15 protein-coding genes are annotated in these 14,372 nt (G+C 59.0%); 2 read left to right on the top strand and 13 right to left on the bottom strand.

Annotation, left to right across the window (positions count from 1 at the left end; genetic code table 11):
- Positions 1–10: 10 nt before the first annotated feature.
- The 7 genes from ACOI7D_RS01095 to osmE form a co-directional block, all read right to left on the bottom strand.
- Positions 11–1,357, bottom strand: a complete 1,347-nt coding sequence (locus ACOI7D_RS01095) for a 6-phospho-beta-glucosidase (RefSeq protein ID WP_023289304.1) — start codon at positions 1,355–1,357, stop codon at positions 11–13.
- A gap of 110 nt (positions 1,358–1,467) precedes the next feature.
- The gene (gene chbR, locus ACOI7D_RS01100) at positions 1,468–2,292 is read right to left on the bottom strand and encodes a transcriptional regulator ChbR (RefSeq protein ID WP_004203825.1); all 825 of its coding nucleotides are present in this window, start codon (positions 2,290–2,292) and stop codon (positions 1,468–1,470) included.
- 27 nt (positions 2,293–2,319) lie between these two features.
- Positions 2,320–2,667, bottom strand: coding sequence for a PTS N,N'-diacetylchitobiose transporter subunit IIA (gene chbA / locus ACOI7D_RS01105; protein WP_023289303.1), 348 nt, complete (start codon positions 2,665–2,667; stop codon positions 2,320–2,322).
- A gap of 53 nt (positions 2,668–2,720) precedes the next feature.
- Entirely contained in the window at positions 2,721–4,079 is a 1,359-nt protein-coding gene (chbC, locus tag ACOI7D_RS01110) for a PTS N,N'-diacetylchitobiose transporter subunit IIC (protein ID WP_004203823.1), read from the bottom strand.
- Positions 4,080–4,090: 11 nt separating this feature from the next.
- Positions 4,091–4,207, bottom strand: a complete 117-nt coding sequence (locus tag ACOI7D_RS01115; protein WP_162543158.1) for a hypothetical protein — start codon at positions 4,205–4,207, stop codon at positions 4,091–4,093.
- Positions 4,208–4,226: 19 nt separating this feature from the next.
- On the bottom strand, positions 4,227–4,547 hold the full coding sequence (gene chbB, locus ACOI7D_RS01120; protein WP_002901547.1) for a PTS N,N'-diacetylchitobiose transporter subunit IIB: 321 nt from the start codon (positions 4,545–4,547) through the stop codon (positions 4,227–4,229).
- A gap of 278 nt (positions 4,548–4,825) precedes the next feature.
- Complete coding sequence (gene osmE, locus ACOI7D_RS01125; RefSeq protein WP_023289302.1) at positions 4,826–5,164, bottom strand: osmotically-inducible lipoprotein OsmE; 339 nt, start codon at positions 5,162–5,164, stop codon at positions 4,826–4,828.
- Positions 5,165–5,446: 282 nt separating this feature from the next.
- Here osmE and nadE point away from each other — a divergent pair, with 282 nt between their 5' ends.
- Positions 5,447–6,274 carry an ammonia-dependent NAD(+) synthetase gene (nadE, locus tag ACOI7D_RS01130; RefSeq protein ID WP_023289301.1) on the top strand — a complete coding sequence of 276 codons (828 nt, stop codon included), beginning with the start codon at positions 5,447–5,449 and terminating at the stop codon, positions 6,272–6,274.
- A 99-nt stretch (positions 6,275–6,373) separates the two neighbouring features.
- Positions 6,374–7,237: an excinuclease Cho gene (gene cho / locus ACOI7D_RS01135; protein ID WP_109547477.1), complete on the top strand. Its 864-nt coding sequence runs from the start codon at positions 6,374–6,376 to the stop codon at positions 7,235–7,237.
- A gap of 87 nt (positions 7,238–7,324) precedes the next feature.
- Here cho and spy read toward each other — a convergent pair whose 3' ends face one another.
- The 6 genes from spy to astC form a co-directional block, all read right to left on the bottom strand.
- Positions 7,325–7,810, bottom strand: coding sequence for an ATP-independent periplasmic protein-refolding chaperone Spy (gene spy, locus ACOI7D_RS01140; RefSeq protein WP_072096650.1), 486 nt, complete (start codon positions 7,808–7,810; stop codon positions 7,325–7,327).
- A 343-nt stretch (positions 7,811–8,153) separates the two neighbouring features.
- A complete protein-coding gene (astE, locus tag ACOI7D_RS01145; protein WP_087827914.1) occupies positions 8,154–9,119 on the bottom strand; it encodes a succinylglutamate desuccinylase in 966 nt (321 codons plus the stop codon).
- Between the two features lie 9 nt (positions 9,120–9,128).
- The gene (gene astB / locus ACOI7D_RS01150) at positions 9,129–10,454 is read right to left on the bottom strand and encodes an N-succinylarginine dihydrolase (protein WP_109547478.1); all 1,326 of its coding nucleotides are present in this window, start codon (positions 10,452–10,454) and stop codon (positions 9,129–9,131) included.
- Positions 10,451–11,929, bottom strand: a complete 1,479-nt coding sequence (gene astD / locus ACOI7D_RS01155; protein ID WP_087848730.1) for a succinylglutamate-semialdehyde dehydrogenase — start codon at positions 11,927–11,929, stop codon at positions 10,451–10,453. The genes astB and astD overlap by 4 nt, the downstream gene beginning before the upstream one ends.
- Positions 11,926–12,960 (bottom strand): arginine N-succinyltransferase, encoded by a 1,035-nt coding sequence (gene astA, locus ACOI7D_RS01160; RefSeq protein WP_023289295.1) that lies wholly within the window; start codon positions 12,958–12,960, stop codon positions 11,926–11,928. Before astA ends, astD begins: the two co-directional genes overlap by 4 nt.
- Complete coding sequence (astC, locus tag ACOI7D_RS01165; protein WP_023289294.1) at positions 12,957–14,177, bottom strand: aspartate aminotransferase family protein; 1,221 nt, start codon at positions 14,175–14,177, stop codon at positions 12,957–12,959. The genes astA and astC overlap by 4 nt, the downstream gene beginning before the upstream one ends.
- Positions 14,178–14,372: the final 195 nt, after the last annotated feature.

Here is a 14,372-nt window from a genome sequence, read left to right on the forward strand (position 1 = left end):
GCCGCTCCCGTTACGCTTTCAGTTTTTCGATCGTCGCCGCAAAGTTCGGCAGCCATTTTTCATGAGCCAGAATCATCTCCCGCGCCAGCTGCTCGGCGTCACGATCGGAATGGATCAGCGGGCTTAAGTTCAGCGCCAGCAGCACGTCGTTCAGCTCGCCGCTGATCGCCGCCTGGCTGGCCGCCACTTCAAACCCTTTGATGGTGTAGATAAGCCCCAGCACCTTCTCGTCGAAATGGGTGATGCGCGGCGTCGGCTTCGCGCCATCGCGACCTAAGGTGCAGCTCATCTCGACCGCCCAGTCCGCCGGGATATTATCGATATGGCCATGATGCGGGATATTCACATAGTGCTCAGTCTGCTTGTCGTTATAGATAGCGTTGATCACTTCGCAAGCGGCATCGGAGTAATAGGCGCCGCCGCGCTGCTCCAGCTCCTTCGGCTTGACCTTGAGATCCGGATTTTTATACAGCTCGAACAGCTGCTTCTCCACCTTCTGCACCACCTGGGCGCGCGCGCCGCCCTTATAGTACTCGCCCATCTCAATCGCCAGCATCTCTTTTGGCTTAAAGTAATAGAGCAGATAGGAGCATGGGATCAGGCGCAGGGAGCGGATCAGCCCCTCGCTAAACGGCAGGTCGAAGATATTTTTTACCGAGTTCGCGGTCAGGCGGCCGGAGGCAACGCCGTCCAGCAGTTCATCGAAGCGCGAGACGCCGTTAACCAGCACGTCGCGGACGAACACCAGGTGGTTCAAACCGAACAGGTCGATGTTCAGCTCATCGCTCGGGCTGAGCTGCAGCACGTCGGTGATGAACATCTTCATGCCGATGGGAATGTTGCACACGCCGATAAAGCGTTTGAAACTGGTGTGGCGATAGACCGCCTCGGTGACCATGCCCGCCGGGTTGGTGAAGTTAATGATCCATGCGTCCGGGCAGATCTCCTGCACATCTTTCACGATGTCGAAAATCACCGGGATGGTGCGCAGCCCTTTAAACAGCCCGCCCGCCCCGTTGGTCTCCTGGCCAAGATAGCCGTGGCTCAGCGGGATGCGCTCATCTTTTTCACGCGCCTTCAGCTGGCCCACCCGCAGCTGGGTGGTAACGAAATCCGCGCCCTGCAGCGCCTCGCGGCGGTCCAGCGTTTTATAAACCTTCATCGGCACGCCGGCTTTTTCCACCATCCGCTCGCACAGCGCATGGATAATATCGAGCTTCTCCTGGCCCTCTTCCACATCCACCAGCCACAGCTCTGTCACCGGCAGTTCATGATAACGTTTCAGAAAACCTTCCAGTAATTCCGGGGTATAGCTGCTACCGCCGCCAATGGTGACGACTTTTAATTTCTGGCTCATTTTTTTCTCCCTTAGGCGCTGCGCCTGGGCGCAGGCCGCTCTCCGCATAAATGCGGACAGTTAACTTAAATTAGTTACGGTGTAAGCCGGGCGGCTAATACCGCGCGGGTTTAATTAATACTGGTCAAATGTTTGCGATAACTGCTCGGCGTAAACGAGGTCAGCTTTTTAAAGGTTTTAATAAACAGGCTCGGGCTGCTGTACCCTGACTCATAGGCAATATCCGTCACCGAATAGTTGGTAATTTCCAGCTGCTTTTTGGCAAAGTTGATACGGATATCGTTAATTATCTGCATCGGCGTTTTACCATAATAGCGCTGGGTCGCCCGGGTTAAATACTCCTGCGTTTTGCCCGATAGCCGAACCATATTCTCGAGGGCGCTCTCGCCAAACTCCAGTTTATCGTGCATGGCCTCAACGGTATTTTTTAACCATTGTGGGACGACGTCTGCAACCGGCTCTTCGCGATAGTGACGTAAACGGTTAATGACATAAAAGGAGACCAGCTCGATAAATTCGTCAAATTCCGTTTCGCGAAAATTGAGTGAGGCGATGACCGACTCAATATAGCCGAGAAAAGCGCTCTGCACGGCATAGACCTGCGACGCCACCAGGCCAAACGGCAGCAGCGGCAGATAGTGTTTCTCAAAGAAGCGCCTGCTGATGCCGACGTTAAGGATGCGCGTCGCACCAAATTCGTAGAAGCTCTGGTGGTGCGAGCCCATCGGGATAAAGACAAAATCCCCGCGCTCCAGCAGCACCCGTTTGCCATTGATCTCCTGGTAATAGCGCCCGGTTAATACGACGGTAAATTCGTAGTAATCATGCTGGTGGAGCCCGCTCACGCTTTCCGTTTTGTTATAGATGACCACATGAAAGTTCTTCCCGTTGAACAACTGCTGTTCTCTGGCGGTACTGATCTCGGTGGTCATCATCCTGGGCTGCCTCATCGTCGTGATGGCCTATTGTACCTTCTCGTGCAGCTCAATCAATTCCGCAACCAGCTCGCGGGCCAGCATGGAGGTCATCAGGTGATCCTGAGCATGCACCAGCACCAGGCTGACCTTCATTTTCCCTTCGCCCTCGTCGCTTTCGATAAGCTGGGTCTGCACGCGATGCGCCTCGCTCAGTGCCTGACGCGATTGCTCCATCATCGATTTCGCCGCGGCAAAATCTCCCTGCTTGGCCTGTTTTAGCGCGGCATAGGCCAGGCTACGGGCTTGTCCGGAGTTGATAATCAGCCCCATCACCACCTCTTCGAGGTCGTTTTCCGGGGTCTCTACCGCGTCGATGTTGTCCAGATCAAACATAATATTTCCCTCATTTCTCAGGCGGTACGGGACGCTGCCCGTACCGCGCGGTATCAGAATTTCAGTGCGTTGGCGATGTCTTCTTCGCTCTCTTCCTGCTCGATGACGGTCTGCGCTTTATTCGACAGCACCACAAACGGCAGGTAGACCAGGGTGGAGACGCCAAGGTTGAACAGGGCGACCAGCAGAGCGGCGACGCTGCCGTTACTGTTGAAGAACGCCCCCAGGCCAGTTGGCATGGTCCACGGAGCCAGGTTGGTCACCGGTGGGATAATCCCCAGGCTGTAGGCCGCGAGAGTAATGGCCGCCAGAATCGGCTGGACCAGCACGAACGGGATGAACATGACCGGGTTCATGATGATCGGCAGGCCAAACAGAATCGGTTCGTTAATCTGGAAGATGCCTGACGGCAGCGCCAGCTTCGCAACCTGACGATGGTCAGCGCGGCGGGAAGCGATAAAGATGGCGATGATCAGACCCAGCGTCGCCCCGGAACCTCCCAGCAGGATGTAGGAGTCGAGCATCGGCTTGGCCCAGAAGTGGAACTGTTTACCCGCTTCGATCGCCGCATCAACCGATCCGTACTGGTTGTACAGCGCGATGTTTTCCAGCGCCCACGGCGTCATGATGCCGTTATCCAGCGCGGTCAGCGCCAGCGAACCGTGCACCCCGAAGAACCACAGCAGGGAGTTAAAGATGACGTATGCCCAGCCGACCACGCTGCCCATCGCCGCCAGCGGCGTAGAGATGGAGTCCATGATGATCTGGTGGAAGTTGCTGCCGTAGCTCGACAGGGCCCACGAGATAATGCCGAAGATGGAGAGGATCAAGAAGCCAGGGATCAGCGCGGAGAAAGAGCGCGATACCGACCCCGGCACGCTGTCCGGCAGTCTGATCACCCAGTTGCGACGGATCACGAAGGTGAACAGCTCCGCGACGACCAGACCGATAATCATGCCGGAGATGATGTTCTGCCCGCCCAGCCAGTTGGCGCCGACGGCATAGGCTTCGCCCACGCTATACGGGGTCACGGTCATGAAGGCCGCGACCGCCAACAGGCCTGCGGCCATCGGGTCGACTTTGCGCTCTTCCGCCAGCGCGGAGCCAATAAAGAATGGCGCCATCAGCGACATAATGCCGAGGGTGCCGTTATAGACGTTACCGCCGATAGCCTTAAAACCGTTTAAGGTTTCAATGGTGGAGGCATCCAGGCGAATGCCCATGGAATAAAAGAAAGAGCCTTCGCCGAAGCTCAGAAAAACGTTGTTAATTAATACAAACATGGCCCCGGCGAGGGTCAACGGCATTAATTTAATGAATCCATTTTTAATCGCATTAATATGCGGCTGCTTTCCTATTTTCACTGCAAAAGGAAGGAGTACCTTTTCAAGCGAGTCGATCACTTTACTCATAGTCAATACCCTTAAAAGCCGCAATAAACTATTACGGCGATGATGTATGAAATTACTCTTTGACGGGAAAATAAACTCTTTATTCTTTGACACCCGGCAACGGGATGCCGCCAGGCGTCAAAATATATCGAGTTTTAAAATTTAAAATTATTGTGCTGCAGCTTTCTTAATGGCCGCGACGGCGGCTTTCAACACCCCTAAACCATCCACCTTGCCATACAGAAGAGAATCGATGACTTCTACCGGTTTATTCGGCAGCAGGCGCTGAATTTCCGGTAACATATACGCAATTTGTGGCCCTAATAATACAACGTCGGCTTCCGGTCCCTTTTCACCCGCGAGAGTCTCAGGATAGGCTTCAATAATGACCGGGACTTCGTATTTTTCCGCCTGCGCCCGCATTTTGGAGACCAGCAGTGACGTGGACATGCCTGCCGAGCAGAACAGATAAATGTGTTTCTTTTCCATGAACGCTTCCTCAATGTGTGAGACCAGGGCCTTCAGTAACCGCTGAGAGCCGGTAAGACTGGTAACATCCGGTTAATTCTGTTTATGGGTTGAGTATACGGCAACCTGAGCCGTCGTGATAATTCCCTGTTGAACAGAATTGTCTCTCATTGACCTCCGGTTTTGACTACCCTCACATTTTCATCCAAATAATTCGCGCAATTAAATAAGCATCAGGACTCACAAAAAAGCCCGACCAGTGGTCGGGCTTACGTACAACTCAGTCAACAGTAGGGCGCTTACTTAGCGTTGCGCGGATCCGTATCATACTCAGCGCAGGTCTGGTAGCCGGAGTTCATCACGTGCCCCGTTTCGTCGAGGGCCACAAAGTAGGTCTCCACTTTACCATCTCGTTGACCGAGGATGTAGGTCTGGCAGGTGCCGCGGGCATGGACCATCGTCACTTCCGTTGAAGGTTTGCCAGCGATCTGCATCACCTGCTCACGCGACATTCCTTTCTTCACATCTTTCACCACCGGCTGGGTAAACTGGTCTTTGGTACGATCGTAAGCGGTACAGCCCGCGAGTAAGGTTAACGCGACGGTGACGCCCAGTATTCCTGCTAAGCTTTTGTTCATTTTGGTTCCTCTCTTCCACTGTGTAACGATAAGCCTGGAATAAATAGTGTTATTTTTCAAGCCGAACAGCGAAATCATGTCTGATTGTGTTATTGCGTAAACAGGATTGACGCTCCGCCGACGACCGGCGCTTTCTCCTGCGCGCGGGCATCTATAATGAAATCCTATGTCATTGATTGCCTTCTTTTCCGGCAGTCAAAACCCCGGTCCTTGTCGTTTCAGCGGCAAAGAGGTAGCTTTAAGCCAACAGGTTGCCAAACAGATTCACTTTCGGAGGGCGCGATGACGCTACAACAAGAGATTATTCAGGCGCTGGGCGCGAAGCCGCAGATTGATGCCGCAGGCGAGATCCGCCGCAGCGTCGATTTCCTGAAATCCTATCTGCAGACTTACCCTTTTATTAAATCGCTGGTGCTGGGTATCAGCGGCGGCCAGGACTCGACCCTGACGGGGAAACTGTGCCAGATGGCGATCAATGAACTGCGCGCCGAAACTGGCGACAGCAGCCTGCAGTTTATCGCCGTCCGTTTACCCTACGGCGTGCAGGCGGATGAGCAGGACTGCCAGGATGCCATCGCCTTTATTCAGCCTGACCGCGTGTTGACGGTGAATATCAAAGCCTCGGTCCTGGCAAGCGAACAGGCCCTGCGCGAAGCGGGGATCGAACTGAGCGACTTCGTTCGCGGCAACGAAAAAGCCCGTGAGCGCATGAAAGCCCAGTACAGCATCGCCGGGATGACCAAAGGGGTGGTGGTCGGCACCGACCATGCGGCGGAAGCGATTACCGGCTTCTTCACTAAATATGGCGACGGCGGCACCGACATCAACCCGATCTTCCGCCTGAACAAACGTCAGGGCAAACAGCTGCTGGCCCATCTCGGCTGCCCGGAACATCTGTATAAGAAACTGCCGACCGCCGATCTGGAAGACGATCGCCCCTCCCTGCCGGATGAAGTGGCGCTGGGGGTCACCTATGAGAATATCGACGACTATCTGGAAGGCAAAACGCTGGACCCCAGCATCGCCAAAACGATCGAAGGCTGGTATCTGAAAACCGAACACAAGCGTCGGCCGCCCATCACCGTCTTTGACGATTTCTGGAAAAAATAGTCCCTCCCCCGCCCCGGCCCGCGCCGGGGTTATTTTTTGCGCTTTTCGCCGCAAAAACCGCCTGCTATACTGGATAGATAGACAGTATCAGGAGTTATTGTGGCCAGAAAGCAATCTGCCCCGCGTCTGGAGTTTGAGGCGGCGGCGATCTATGAATATCCCGAACACCTTCGCCCGTGGCTGGAGGCGCTGCCGAAGCTGCCGGGCATCTATCAATTTCATGGCGACAGCGACACGATGCCGCTCTATATCGGCAAGAGCGTTAACCTGCGCAGCCGGGTGCTCTCCCACCTGCGCACGCCTGAAGAGGCCGCGATGCTGCGTCAGTCCCGGCGTATTACCTGGCAGCGCACCGCTGGCGAGCTGGGGGCCCTGCTGCTGGAGGCGCGGTTAATTAAAGAGCAGCAGCCGCTGTTTAACAAGCGGCTACGGCGTAACAAGCAACTCTGCGCCTGGCTGCTTGCGGACGACCGGCCGCAGATTGTCTATGCCCGCGAGGTTGATTTCTCTCATCAGCAGCATCTCTATGGTCTGTTCGCCAACCGGCGGGCGGCGCTGCAGATGCTGCAGAGCCTCGCTGACGAACAGCGCCTCTGTTATGGCCTGCTCGGTCTGGAGCCGCTCAGCCGCGGCCGCGCCTGCTTTCGATCCGCGCTGGGCCGCTGCGCCGGCGCCTGCTGTGGAAAGGAGAGCGTGGAGGCGCACCGCCAGCGTCTGCTGGCGCAGATGAGCAAGCTGCAGCTGGTGTGCTGGCCTTGGGCAGGACCGGTGGCGCTGGAGGAGCGCGGCCCTGATATGACGCAGTATCATGTCATTCATAACTGGCTGTGGCTGGGGGCCGTCGACTCGCTCGACCAGGCCGCTGAGCTCACCCGCCTGCCCGCCGGATTCGACCAGGATGGTTACAAAATTCTCTGTAAGCCTCTGCTCAGCGGCAACTACCCGCTGCACCCGCTTAGCTGAGAAGCCAGAAAGAAAAAACCGCCGGCCCTGCCCAACGCCTGATGGCATTATTGGGCAAGACCGGCGGTCTTGATTCAGTACGCTACATTATTCAGCGGGTGCAGGCATTTTACCTGCCGGCGCGTTGCGTTCTGTCAGATGCTTCTCAAAATTGGCATTGAACTGTTTTTTCTGCTCTGGGGTCAGAATGTTGTAGATCTTGTTCTGCGTTTCCAGGCGGGACAGCGCCATCGCTTTATGCTGCGCCTCCATCTTATCGATCTGCGCTTCCGCTTTCGCCTTGTCGAAGGTATCGCTAGCGATCAGCTCGTGCATCGCGCGGCGTTCGTCAAGGGACGGACGCTTCATGTTTTCGCGCTGGCTCTTCATGATGTCGCGGATCTGCTGCTTCTGCGCATCGGTCAGGTTGAGGCCTTTAAACATCATGTCATGCTGACCCGGGCCGCCTTTATGATGCATCATCATCGGCTTGCTGTCGCTCGGCGCGGTGGTGGTATCGGCGGCGTGAGCCAGGTTAGCCGCGCCCAGAGCCAGAGTAGAGGCAACAAACAGTGCAGTGAGTTTCTTCATCATTCAATCCTTACTTTACGTTATTCTTACGGCGCGTTGCCGTGTTGACGAGATTAACTTTACGACGTTAATCGTCAATTAGTCAGAGCAAGAGTAAAACAATGAAAGTGTAAAAAACAGTTTCTCACCAATTATGGAGAAAATAAGGAATTTGAACGAGGAATTGCAATAAAAAATAAATAACCTACTGTTTTGCAGAGAAATTATGGAGAGTATAAAGGAGGAGAGATTAAAAACAAAGCATTTTACCAGGAATAATCTGCAAATTTACACTGGCGCACAAAAAAATAAGAAGATGTAAAACGACGCGCGAAATTAAGCAGGCCGCCCGGCGGACGGCTTGCCCTCAGGGTAATTTTTCCAGCATCAGGCCAGCGCGCAGCCCCCTCGCCACCGCCGGATTGGGAAACAGAACATACTCCGGCTCTGTCCCCACCACATACCGCATCTCCCCCTCCTCCGCCAGCAGCGTGCCTGGGGCGAAGGGGGTGAAGTTCAGCGTCCGATCCGCCATATGCAGACGGAAATCATCGCTATGGCGGGTGATCTGCTGCACCACCCGGTAGCGCAACGGCGCCGGGCCGTCGGCAATGGCCAGATCCCCCACCAGCAGCCGGGAGATAGCCCCCTCGGCGGCGGCAAACTGCGTCAGATCGTTTTCCCCCAACGGCAGCGCTTTGCCCAGCTCAAGGGTGCAGGCCAGCGCCGCGAACCGCTCGCAGCTGAAGTGGGTGAAGGTCCCGCCTGGCTGGCGATGAAACACCAACGCCTCCAGCCCGGCGCCGCCCAGCCAGTGAAGAAAATCCTCCTCCCAGGGCGTATCGCGGGCCGGGAGCACCCCGAAGCGCGGATGCAGCGACCCGCGGATCGCGGTATGCAGATCGAGGTGCCAGCGCGGACCATCGTGGTCGCGATAGAAGCGGCCCACCGCCTGCTCCAGCCGCTGCGCCCGCTGCGTCTCCTCGCTGGCCGGGAATTGCCGCCAGCGCTCGCCAAACATCCGGTTCATATCGCTGTGCAGATAGCGTTTATTCGCCCGCAGCGCCGGCGGGTTACCGACGATCACCAGCAGCCGCCAGCGCAGGGGGAGTTCCTCCCGAACCAGCCGCTGCACCAGCCGGTCGACAATCTCCACCGGCGCCGTTTCGTTGCCATGGATGGCGCAGGAGAGCACCAGCCCGCGCTCGCAGCGCGCATGCGGCGTCAGCTCAAGGATCCCCTCCCCAAGCCAGTGCCAGCGAAAATGGGCCGTCTCGCCGTGAAAGTGATGGGGCAAACGCCCCGCCAGGGTTAATGCCAGAAAGTGTTCCACCGCGCCCCCTTATTGCTGAAATGGATAAACCGAACCGAGCTGCAGGATCTGGGTCAACCGATCCAGCGCGTCGCGCCCTTCCCGCAGCAGCTGGGGGTCGGCGAGGTCGGCCTGGGTGAGACGATCGCGATAGTAGCGATCCACCCAATCATTGAGGGTGGCAAACAGCGTATCGTTCATCAGGACGTGCGGATTGACCGCCTGATACTCCTCGGCCGTCAACACTACCCGCAGGCGCAGGCACGCCGGACCGCCGCCGTTGGCCATACTCTCGCGCAGATCAAAAACCTGCAGCGCGGCGATGGGGTTATCCCCGGCCAGCAGCTCATTGAGATAGTTCCACACGCCCGGATGCGCCTGGGCTTCCTGGGGCAGAATCAGCGCCATGCTGCCGTCCGCCCGGCTCAACAGCTGGCTGTTGAACAGATAGGTGGCAACCGCCTCTTCCACCGTGACCCGGCTGGCGGGAACCACCAGCGGGGTGAAGCCCGGCACCTGCTGCGCCAGCTGCTGCAAAACCGCGTTCTGGTCGGCAAAGGCCTGCTCATGGCAGAACAGGACCTGACGATTGCTCACCGCGATGACATCGTTATGAAAAACCCCCATGTCGATCACCGCCGGATGCTGGCGGGCGAAGATCAGCTGGCGGGGATTGACCTGGTTAAGGCGCGCCACCGCCTGGCTGGCCTCAAGGGTTTGCCGCGCCGGATAGCGACGCGGCGCCTCTTCGCTTCCCCGGCGGCGGCCATAGACAAAGAGCTGAACGCCGGGGGCGCCATATTCGCCGCCGAGACGGTTATGGTTCGCCGCCCCTTCGTCGCCAAACCATGCCGAGGCAGGCAGCGCCGGATGGATGGCAAATCGCGTGCGGTCCGGGAAGATCGCCTGCAGCAACGCCCCGGTGGTGGGGGCTTCGCTGGCGCGGTGGAATTTATCCTGCAGATTCGCCACCGTCAGGTGTACCAGGCCATCCAGCGAATCGGCGGAGGGACAGACCGTCGCAGCGTTGGCCACCCACATCGCCGAGGCCGAACTCACCGCCGACAGCAGATCCGGATCCTGCTGAGCCGCGCGAGCCACCACCTGTTCATCGCTGCCGCTAAAGCCCAGCTGACGCAGGAGCGGCACGTTGGGCCGCTCCTGAGGGGGGATCACCGCCTGCGGATAGCCGGCGTCGGCGAGGGCTTTCATTTTTTTTAGCCCCTGCTTTGCCGCCAGCTGCGGGTTCGACACCCGAAAGCGGTGCCGGGTGGAGGCCTCATTGCCAAAGGAGAGCCCGGCGTAGTGATGGGTCAGTCCGGGCAGACCGTCAAAGTTGACTTCGCGGGCGGTCATGACGCCTCCCCGGCCCGAAAGTCGAGCCCTGGATTGAGACTGGCGGGCAGCGTCAGGGTCGGCGATTCGAGACTGGCCATCGGCCAGGCGCAATAATCGGCGGCATACCAGGCCCCGGGGCGATGATTGCCAGAGGCCCCGGTGCCGCCGAACGGCGCAGTACTCGCCGCCCCGGTCAGCGGTTTGTTCCAGTTGACTATCCCGGCCCGCGCCTCGAGCAGCAGCCGATCGAACTTCTCCCGTTCCGGGGAAATTAACCCGCAGGAGAGCCCGAAGCGGGTGGCATTGGCCAGGGCAATCGCCTCCTCGAAAGTGTCGTAGCGCCAGACGCCAAGCAGCGGGCCGAACACCTCTTCATCCTCGACCTGGGCCACGTCGCTCATGTCGACAATCCCCGGCGTCAGCAGCGACGTCCCGGCCTGCAATAAGCGCGGCTCCAGTAGGGTGGCTGCGCCAGCGGCGATCCGCTGCAGCCAGGCCTGATGCACTTTCTGCGCGGCCTGTTCAGAGATAAGCCCGCCGAGAAACGGCTGCGGCTCGGCGTCCCACGCCGCGGGGATCAGCCGTTGGCTCACCGTCACCAGCCTGGAGAGGAAAGCATCTCCCGCCTCTCCGCGCCGGACCAGCAGACGCCGGGCGCAGGTGCAGCGCTGGCCGGCGGTAATAAAGGCGGACTGGATGGTCAGATGCACCGCGGCATCGACGTCCCGCGGATCGTCGACGATCAGCGGGTTATTGCCGCCCATCTCCAGCGCGAGGATCTTCTGCGGCTGTCCGGCCAGCTGGCGATGCAGATGAAAACCGGTGGTCGAGCTGCCGGTAAACAGCAGCCCGTCGATATCCGCCTGGCCGCTGAGCGCCTCGCCGGTTTCCCGACCGCCCTGCAGCAGGTTGAGCACCCCGGCGGGCAGGCCGGCCTGCTCCCACAGCTTCACCACCGCTTCGCCACTGTGCGGGGTGAGTTCGCTGGGTTTAAACACCACGGTATTGCCCGCCAGCAGCGCTGGCACGATATGCCCGTTCGGCAGATGGCCGGGAAAGTTATAGGGGCCAAAGACCGCCAGCACGCCATGCGGCCGGTGACGCAGCGTCGCGGCGCCATCGGGCAGATCGCTGTGCTGTTCGCCGGTGCGGGTGTGGTACGCCTTCACCGAGATCGCCACCTTGTTGATCATCGCCGTCACTTCCCCGGCCGCCTCCCAGCGCGGCTTTCCGGTCTCGGCGCCGATAATCGCCGTCAGCTCCGCCTTGCTGGCCTCCAGCAGCGCGGCAAACTTTTCGACGATGACCTGGCGGTCGGCAAACGGCAGCCGCGCCCAGGCCGGGAACGCCTGGCGGGCAGCCGCCACCGCCTCGGCGACCTGCCCGGCGTCCGCCGCCTCTCCCTGCCAGACAACCTTCAGGTTGACCGGATCCTGTTTGCTGAAGCGCGGCCCATCGCCGGGCCGCCACTCGCCGTTAATCCACAGACTCATGCGGTTTTCTCCTCAGGGATCAGGCGCACCATGCGCACCTGGTCGCCGGCATGACACTTCAGCATATCCAGCTCGCGGGCGCTGAGGGTCAGGGTGTCGCCATCCGGGTCGGCATGCACCAGCAGGGCGCGGAACTGGTGGTACTGTTCGTTCGCCACCAGGCACAGCGGCCCGTCGCCGGGCGGCGTTTCGCCGGCCTCGGTGGTCACCAGACGGCTTTTGCGGATCGCCCGCACCCGGTCAATATCGCACTCCAGGGTCGGGCCGCCGTCGAAAATATCGATGTAGTTCAGGTAGCGGAACCCCTCTTTCTCCAGCACCGTCCGGGCCGGGGCGGTCTGCGGGTGGACCTTGCCGATCACCGCCTGCGCCTCGGGGGTGAGGAAATCGATATACAGCGGGTGCTTGGGCATCAGGGCGGCAATGAAAGCCTTCTGTCCGGTGCCGCACAGGTAGTCGGCGCGGGAAAACTCCATGGCGAAAAAGCGTTTGCCCAGGCTCTCCCAGAACGGGGAATAGCCGTGCTCGTCAATCACCCCGCGCATCTCGGCAACCACCTTCTCATTAAAGCGCTCGCGAAAGGCGGCCATAAATAAGAAGCGCGATTTCGACAGCAGATAGCCATTACCCTCTTTGCGCCACTGCGGGTCGAGGAACAGGGTACACAGCTCGCTGCTGCCGGTGTGGTCGTTACTGAGAAACAGCGTCGGCAGCGCCTGATAGACGTTAAGCTCCTTCGAGGCATGGACCTGGGTGCCGACCCGGTAGTTGTACCAGGGATCGTTGAGCCCCACCGCCACCTCTATCGCGCAGATGCCCACCACTGCGCCGCTCTCGCTCTCTTCCAGCACAAAGACATAGCCCTGCTCGCTTTTCGGCAGCTCGCCGCGCCAGGTTTGCTGTGAGCGGGCGATCCGCGCCGCGAGGGTGGCTTCATCCACCGGCAGCGAGGTCAGCCCGCCGCCGGTCTCCGCCGCCAGCTTCAGCAGCCCGGGCAGATCGCCCGGCTCCACCGGTCGAATAACCATCATGATGAAACTCCCGCCAGGAATCGCGCGCAGGCCCGCTCGACGCGATCCAGCCCGCTGTTCACCTCTTCTTCACTTACGTTCAGCGCCGGCGCGAAACGCACCACGTTGGCGCCGGCGATCAGGATCATCACACCCTCTTCCGCCGCCAGGTTGCTGAGGGTTTTCGCCTTCCCGGCCCAGGCGTCGTTCAGCACGCAGCCGATCAGCAGCCCCAGGCCGCGGATCTCCTTGAACAGACCATAGCGGGCGTTGATCGCCTGCAGGCGTTCGCAAAACCACTGATGGCGCTGTCTGACGCCGGAGAGCACTTCCGGGGTATTGACGATCGACAGCAGCTCGCCGGCCACCGCCCCCGCCAGCGGGTTACCGCCGTAGGTGGTGCCGTGGGTGCCGACGGTCATCACGCTGGCGCAGGCCTCTGTCGCCAGCAGCGCGCCGATGGGGAAGCCGCCGCCCAGCGCTTTGGCGGTGGTCAGCACATCGGGGGTCACGCCGTAGTGCATATAGGCATACAGTTCGCCGGTGCGCCCGACCCCGGTCTGCACTTCATCGAAAATCAGCAGGGCGTTGTGCTGGTCGCAAAGCTGGCGCAGGCCGCGTAAAAACTCGACGCTGGCCGGCACCACGCCGCCTTCGCCCTGCACCGGCTCGACGATCACCGCGCAGGTTTGGTCATTGATTAAGGCCTTTGCCGACGCGAGATCGTTAAACACCGCATGCTGGATCTGCGGCGGCAGCGGGGCAAAATCCCGGGAGTAGGCCGGCTGACCGCCTGCCGAAACGGTGAACAGCGTCCGCCCGTGGAAGGCGTTCTGGAAGGCGACAATGCCGCTTTTCTCGCTGCCAAAGCGATCGTGGGCATATTTACGCGCCAGCTTGAGCGCCGCCTCATTGGCCTCGGCCCCGGAGTTACAGAAGAAGACCCGGTCGGCGAAGGTGGCATCGATAAGCATTTTGGCCAGACGCAGGATCGGCTCATTGGTATAGCCATTGCCGGTATGCCAGAACTTGCCAGCCTGATCGGTGAGGGCCTGCACCAGCCGCGGATGCGCATGCCCCAGCGCGTTTACGGCGATGCCTCCGGCAAAATCGATATACTCTTTGCCCTGCTGATCCCACAGCCGCGACCCGGCGCCCCGCACCGGAATAAAAGCCGCTGGCGCGTAGACCGGCATCATCCATTCATCAAAGTGGTTACGCGTAATTGACTGAGACATATCGACCTCTTCCGGTAAATTAAAAGTAGCAATAATGTTAATAAATATGAGTTATTACGCTGTAAATGTAGATTGCACGGTTCGTGCCAGCCAGCGATAAAAATGCATAAACCGGATGAGATAACGCAATATCAATGAGTTACAACCTGGCGCTATTCACATAAAATGCATACTTAGTGAATAAGTATCCGATGC

The organism is Klebsiella sp. C360 (assembly GCF_048822415.1).
Taxonomy (GTDB): Bacteria; Pseudomonadota; Gammaproteobacteria; order Enterobacterales; family Enterobacteriaceae; genus Klebsiella; species Klebsiella quasipneumoniae.

Bases quoted from the DNA above. Each gene is read 5' to 3' on its own strand.
- spy (WP_072096650.1), bottom strand. From the start codon at position 7,810: ATGATGAAGAAACTCACTGCACTGTTTGTTGCCTCTACTCTGGCTCTG.
- chbC (WP_004203823.1), bottom strand. From the start codon at position 4,079: ATGAGTAAAGTGATCGACTCGCTTGAAAAGGTACTCCTTCCTTTTGCA.
- chbB (WP_002901547.1), bottom strand. From the start codon at position 4,547: ATGGAAAAGAAACACATTTATCTGTTCTGCTCGGCAGGCATGTCCACG.
- osmE (WP_023289302.1), bottom strand. From the start codon at position 5,164: ATGAACAAAAGCTTAGCAGGAATACTGGGCGTCACCGTCGCGTTAACC.
- astC (WP_023289294.1), bottom strand. From the start codon at position 14,177: ATGTCTCAGTCAATTACGCGTAACCACTTTGATGAATGGATGATGCCG.
- chbR (WP_004203825.1), bottom strand. From the start codon at position 2,292: ATGATGACCACCGAGATCAGTACCGCCAGAGAACAGCAGTTGTTCAAC.
- astA (WP_023289295.1), bottom strand. From the start codon at position 12,960: ATGATGGTTATTCGACCGGTGGAGCCGGGCGATCTGCCCGGGCTGCTG.
- chbA (WP_023289303.1), bottom strand. From the start codon at position 2,667: ATGTTTGATCTGGACAACATCGACGCGGTAGAGACCCCGGAAAACGAC.
- ACOI7D_RS01095 (WP_023289304.1), bottom strand. From the start codon at position 1,357: ATGAGCCAGAAATTAAAAGTCGTCACCATTGGCGGCGGTAGCAGCTAT.
- astD (WP_087848730.1), bottom strand. From the start codon at position 11,929: ATGAGTCTGTGGATTAACGGCGAGTGGCGGCCCGGCGATGGGCCGCGC.
- astB (WP_109547478.1), bottom strand. From the start codon at position 10,454: ATGACCGCCCGCGAAGTCAACTTTGACGGTCTGCCCGGACTGACCCAT.
- nadE (WP_023289301.1), top strand. From the start codon at position 5,447: ATGACGCTACAACAAGAGATTATTCAGGCGCTGGGCGCGAAGCCGCAG.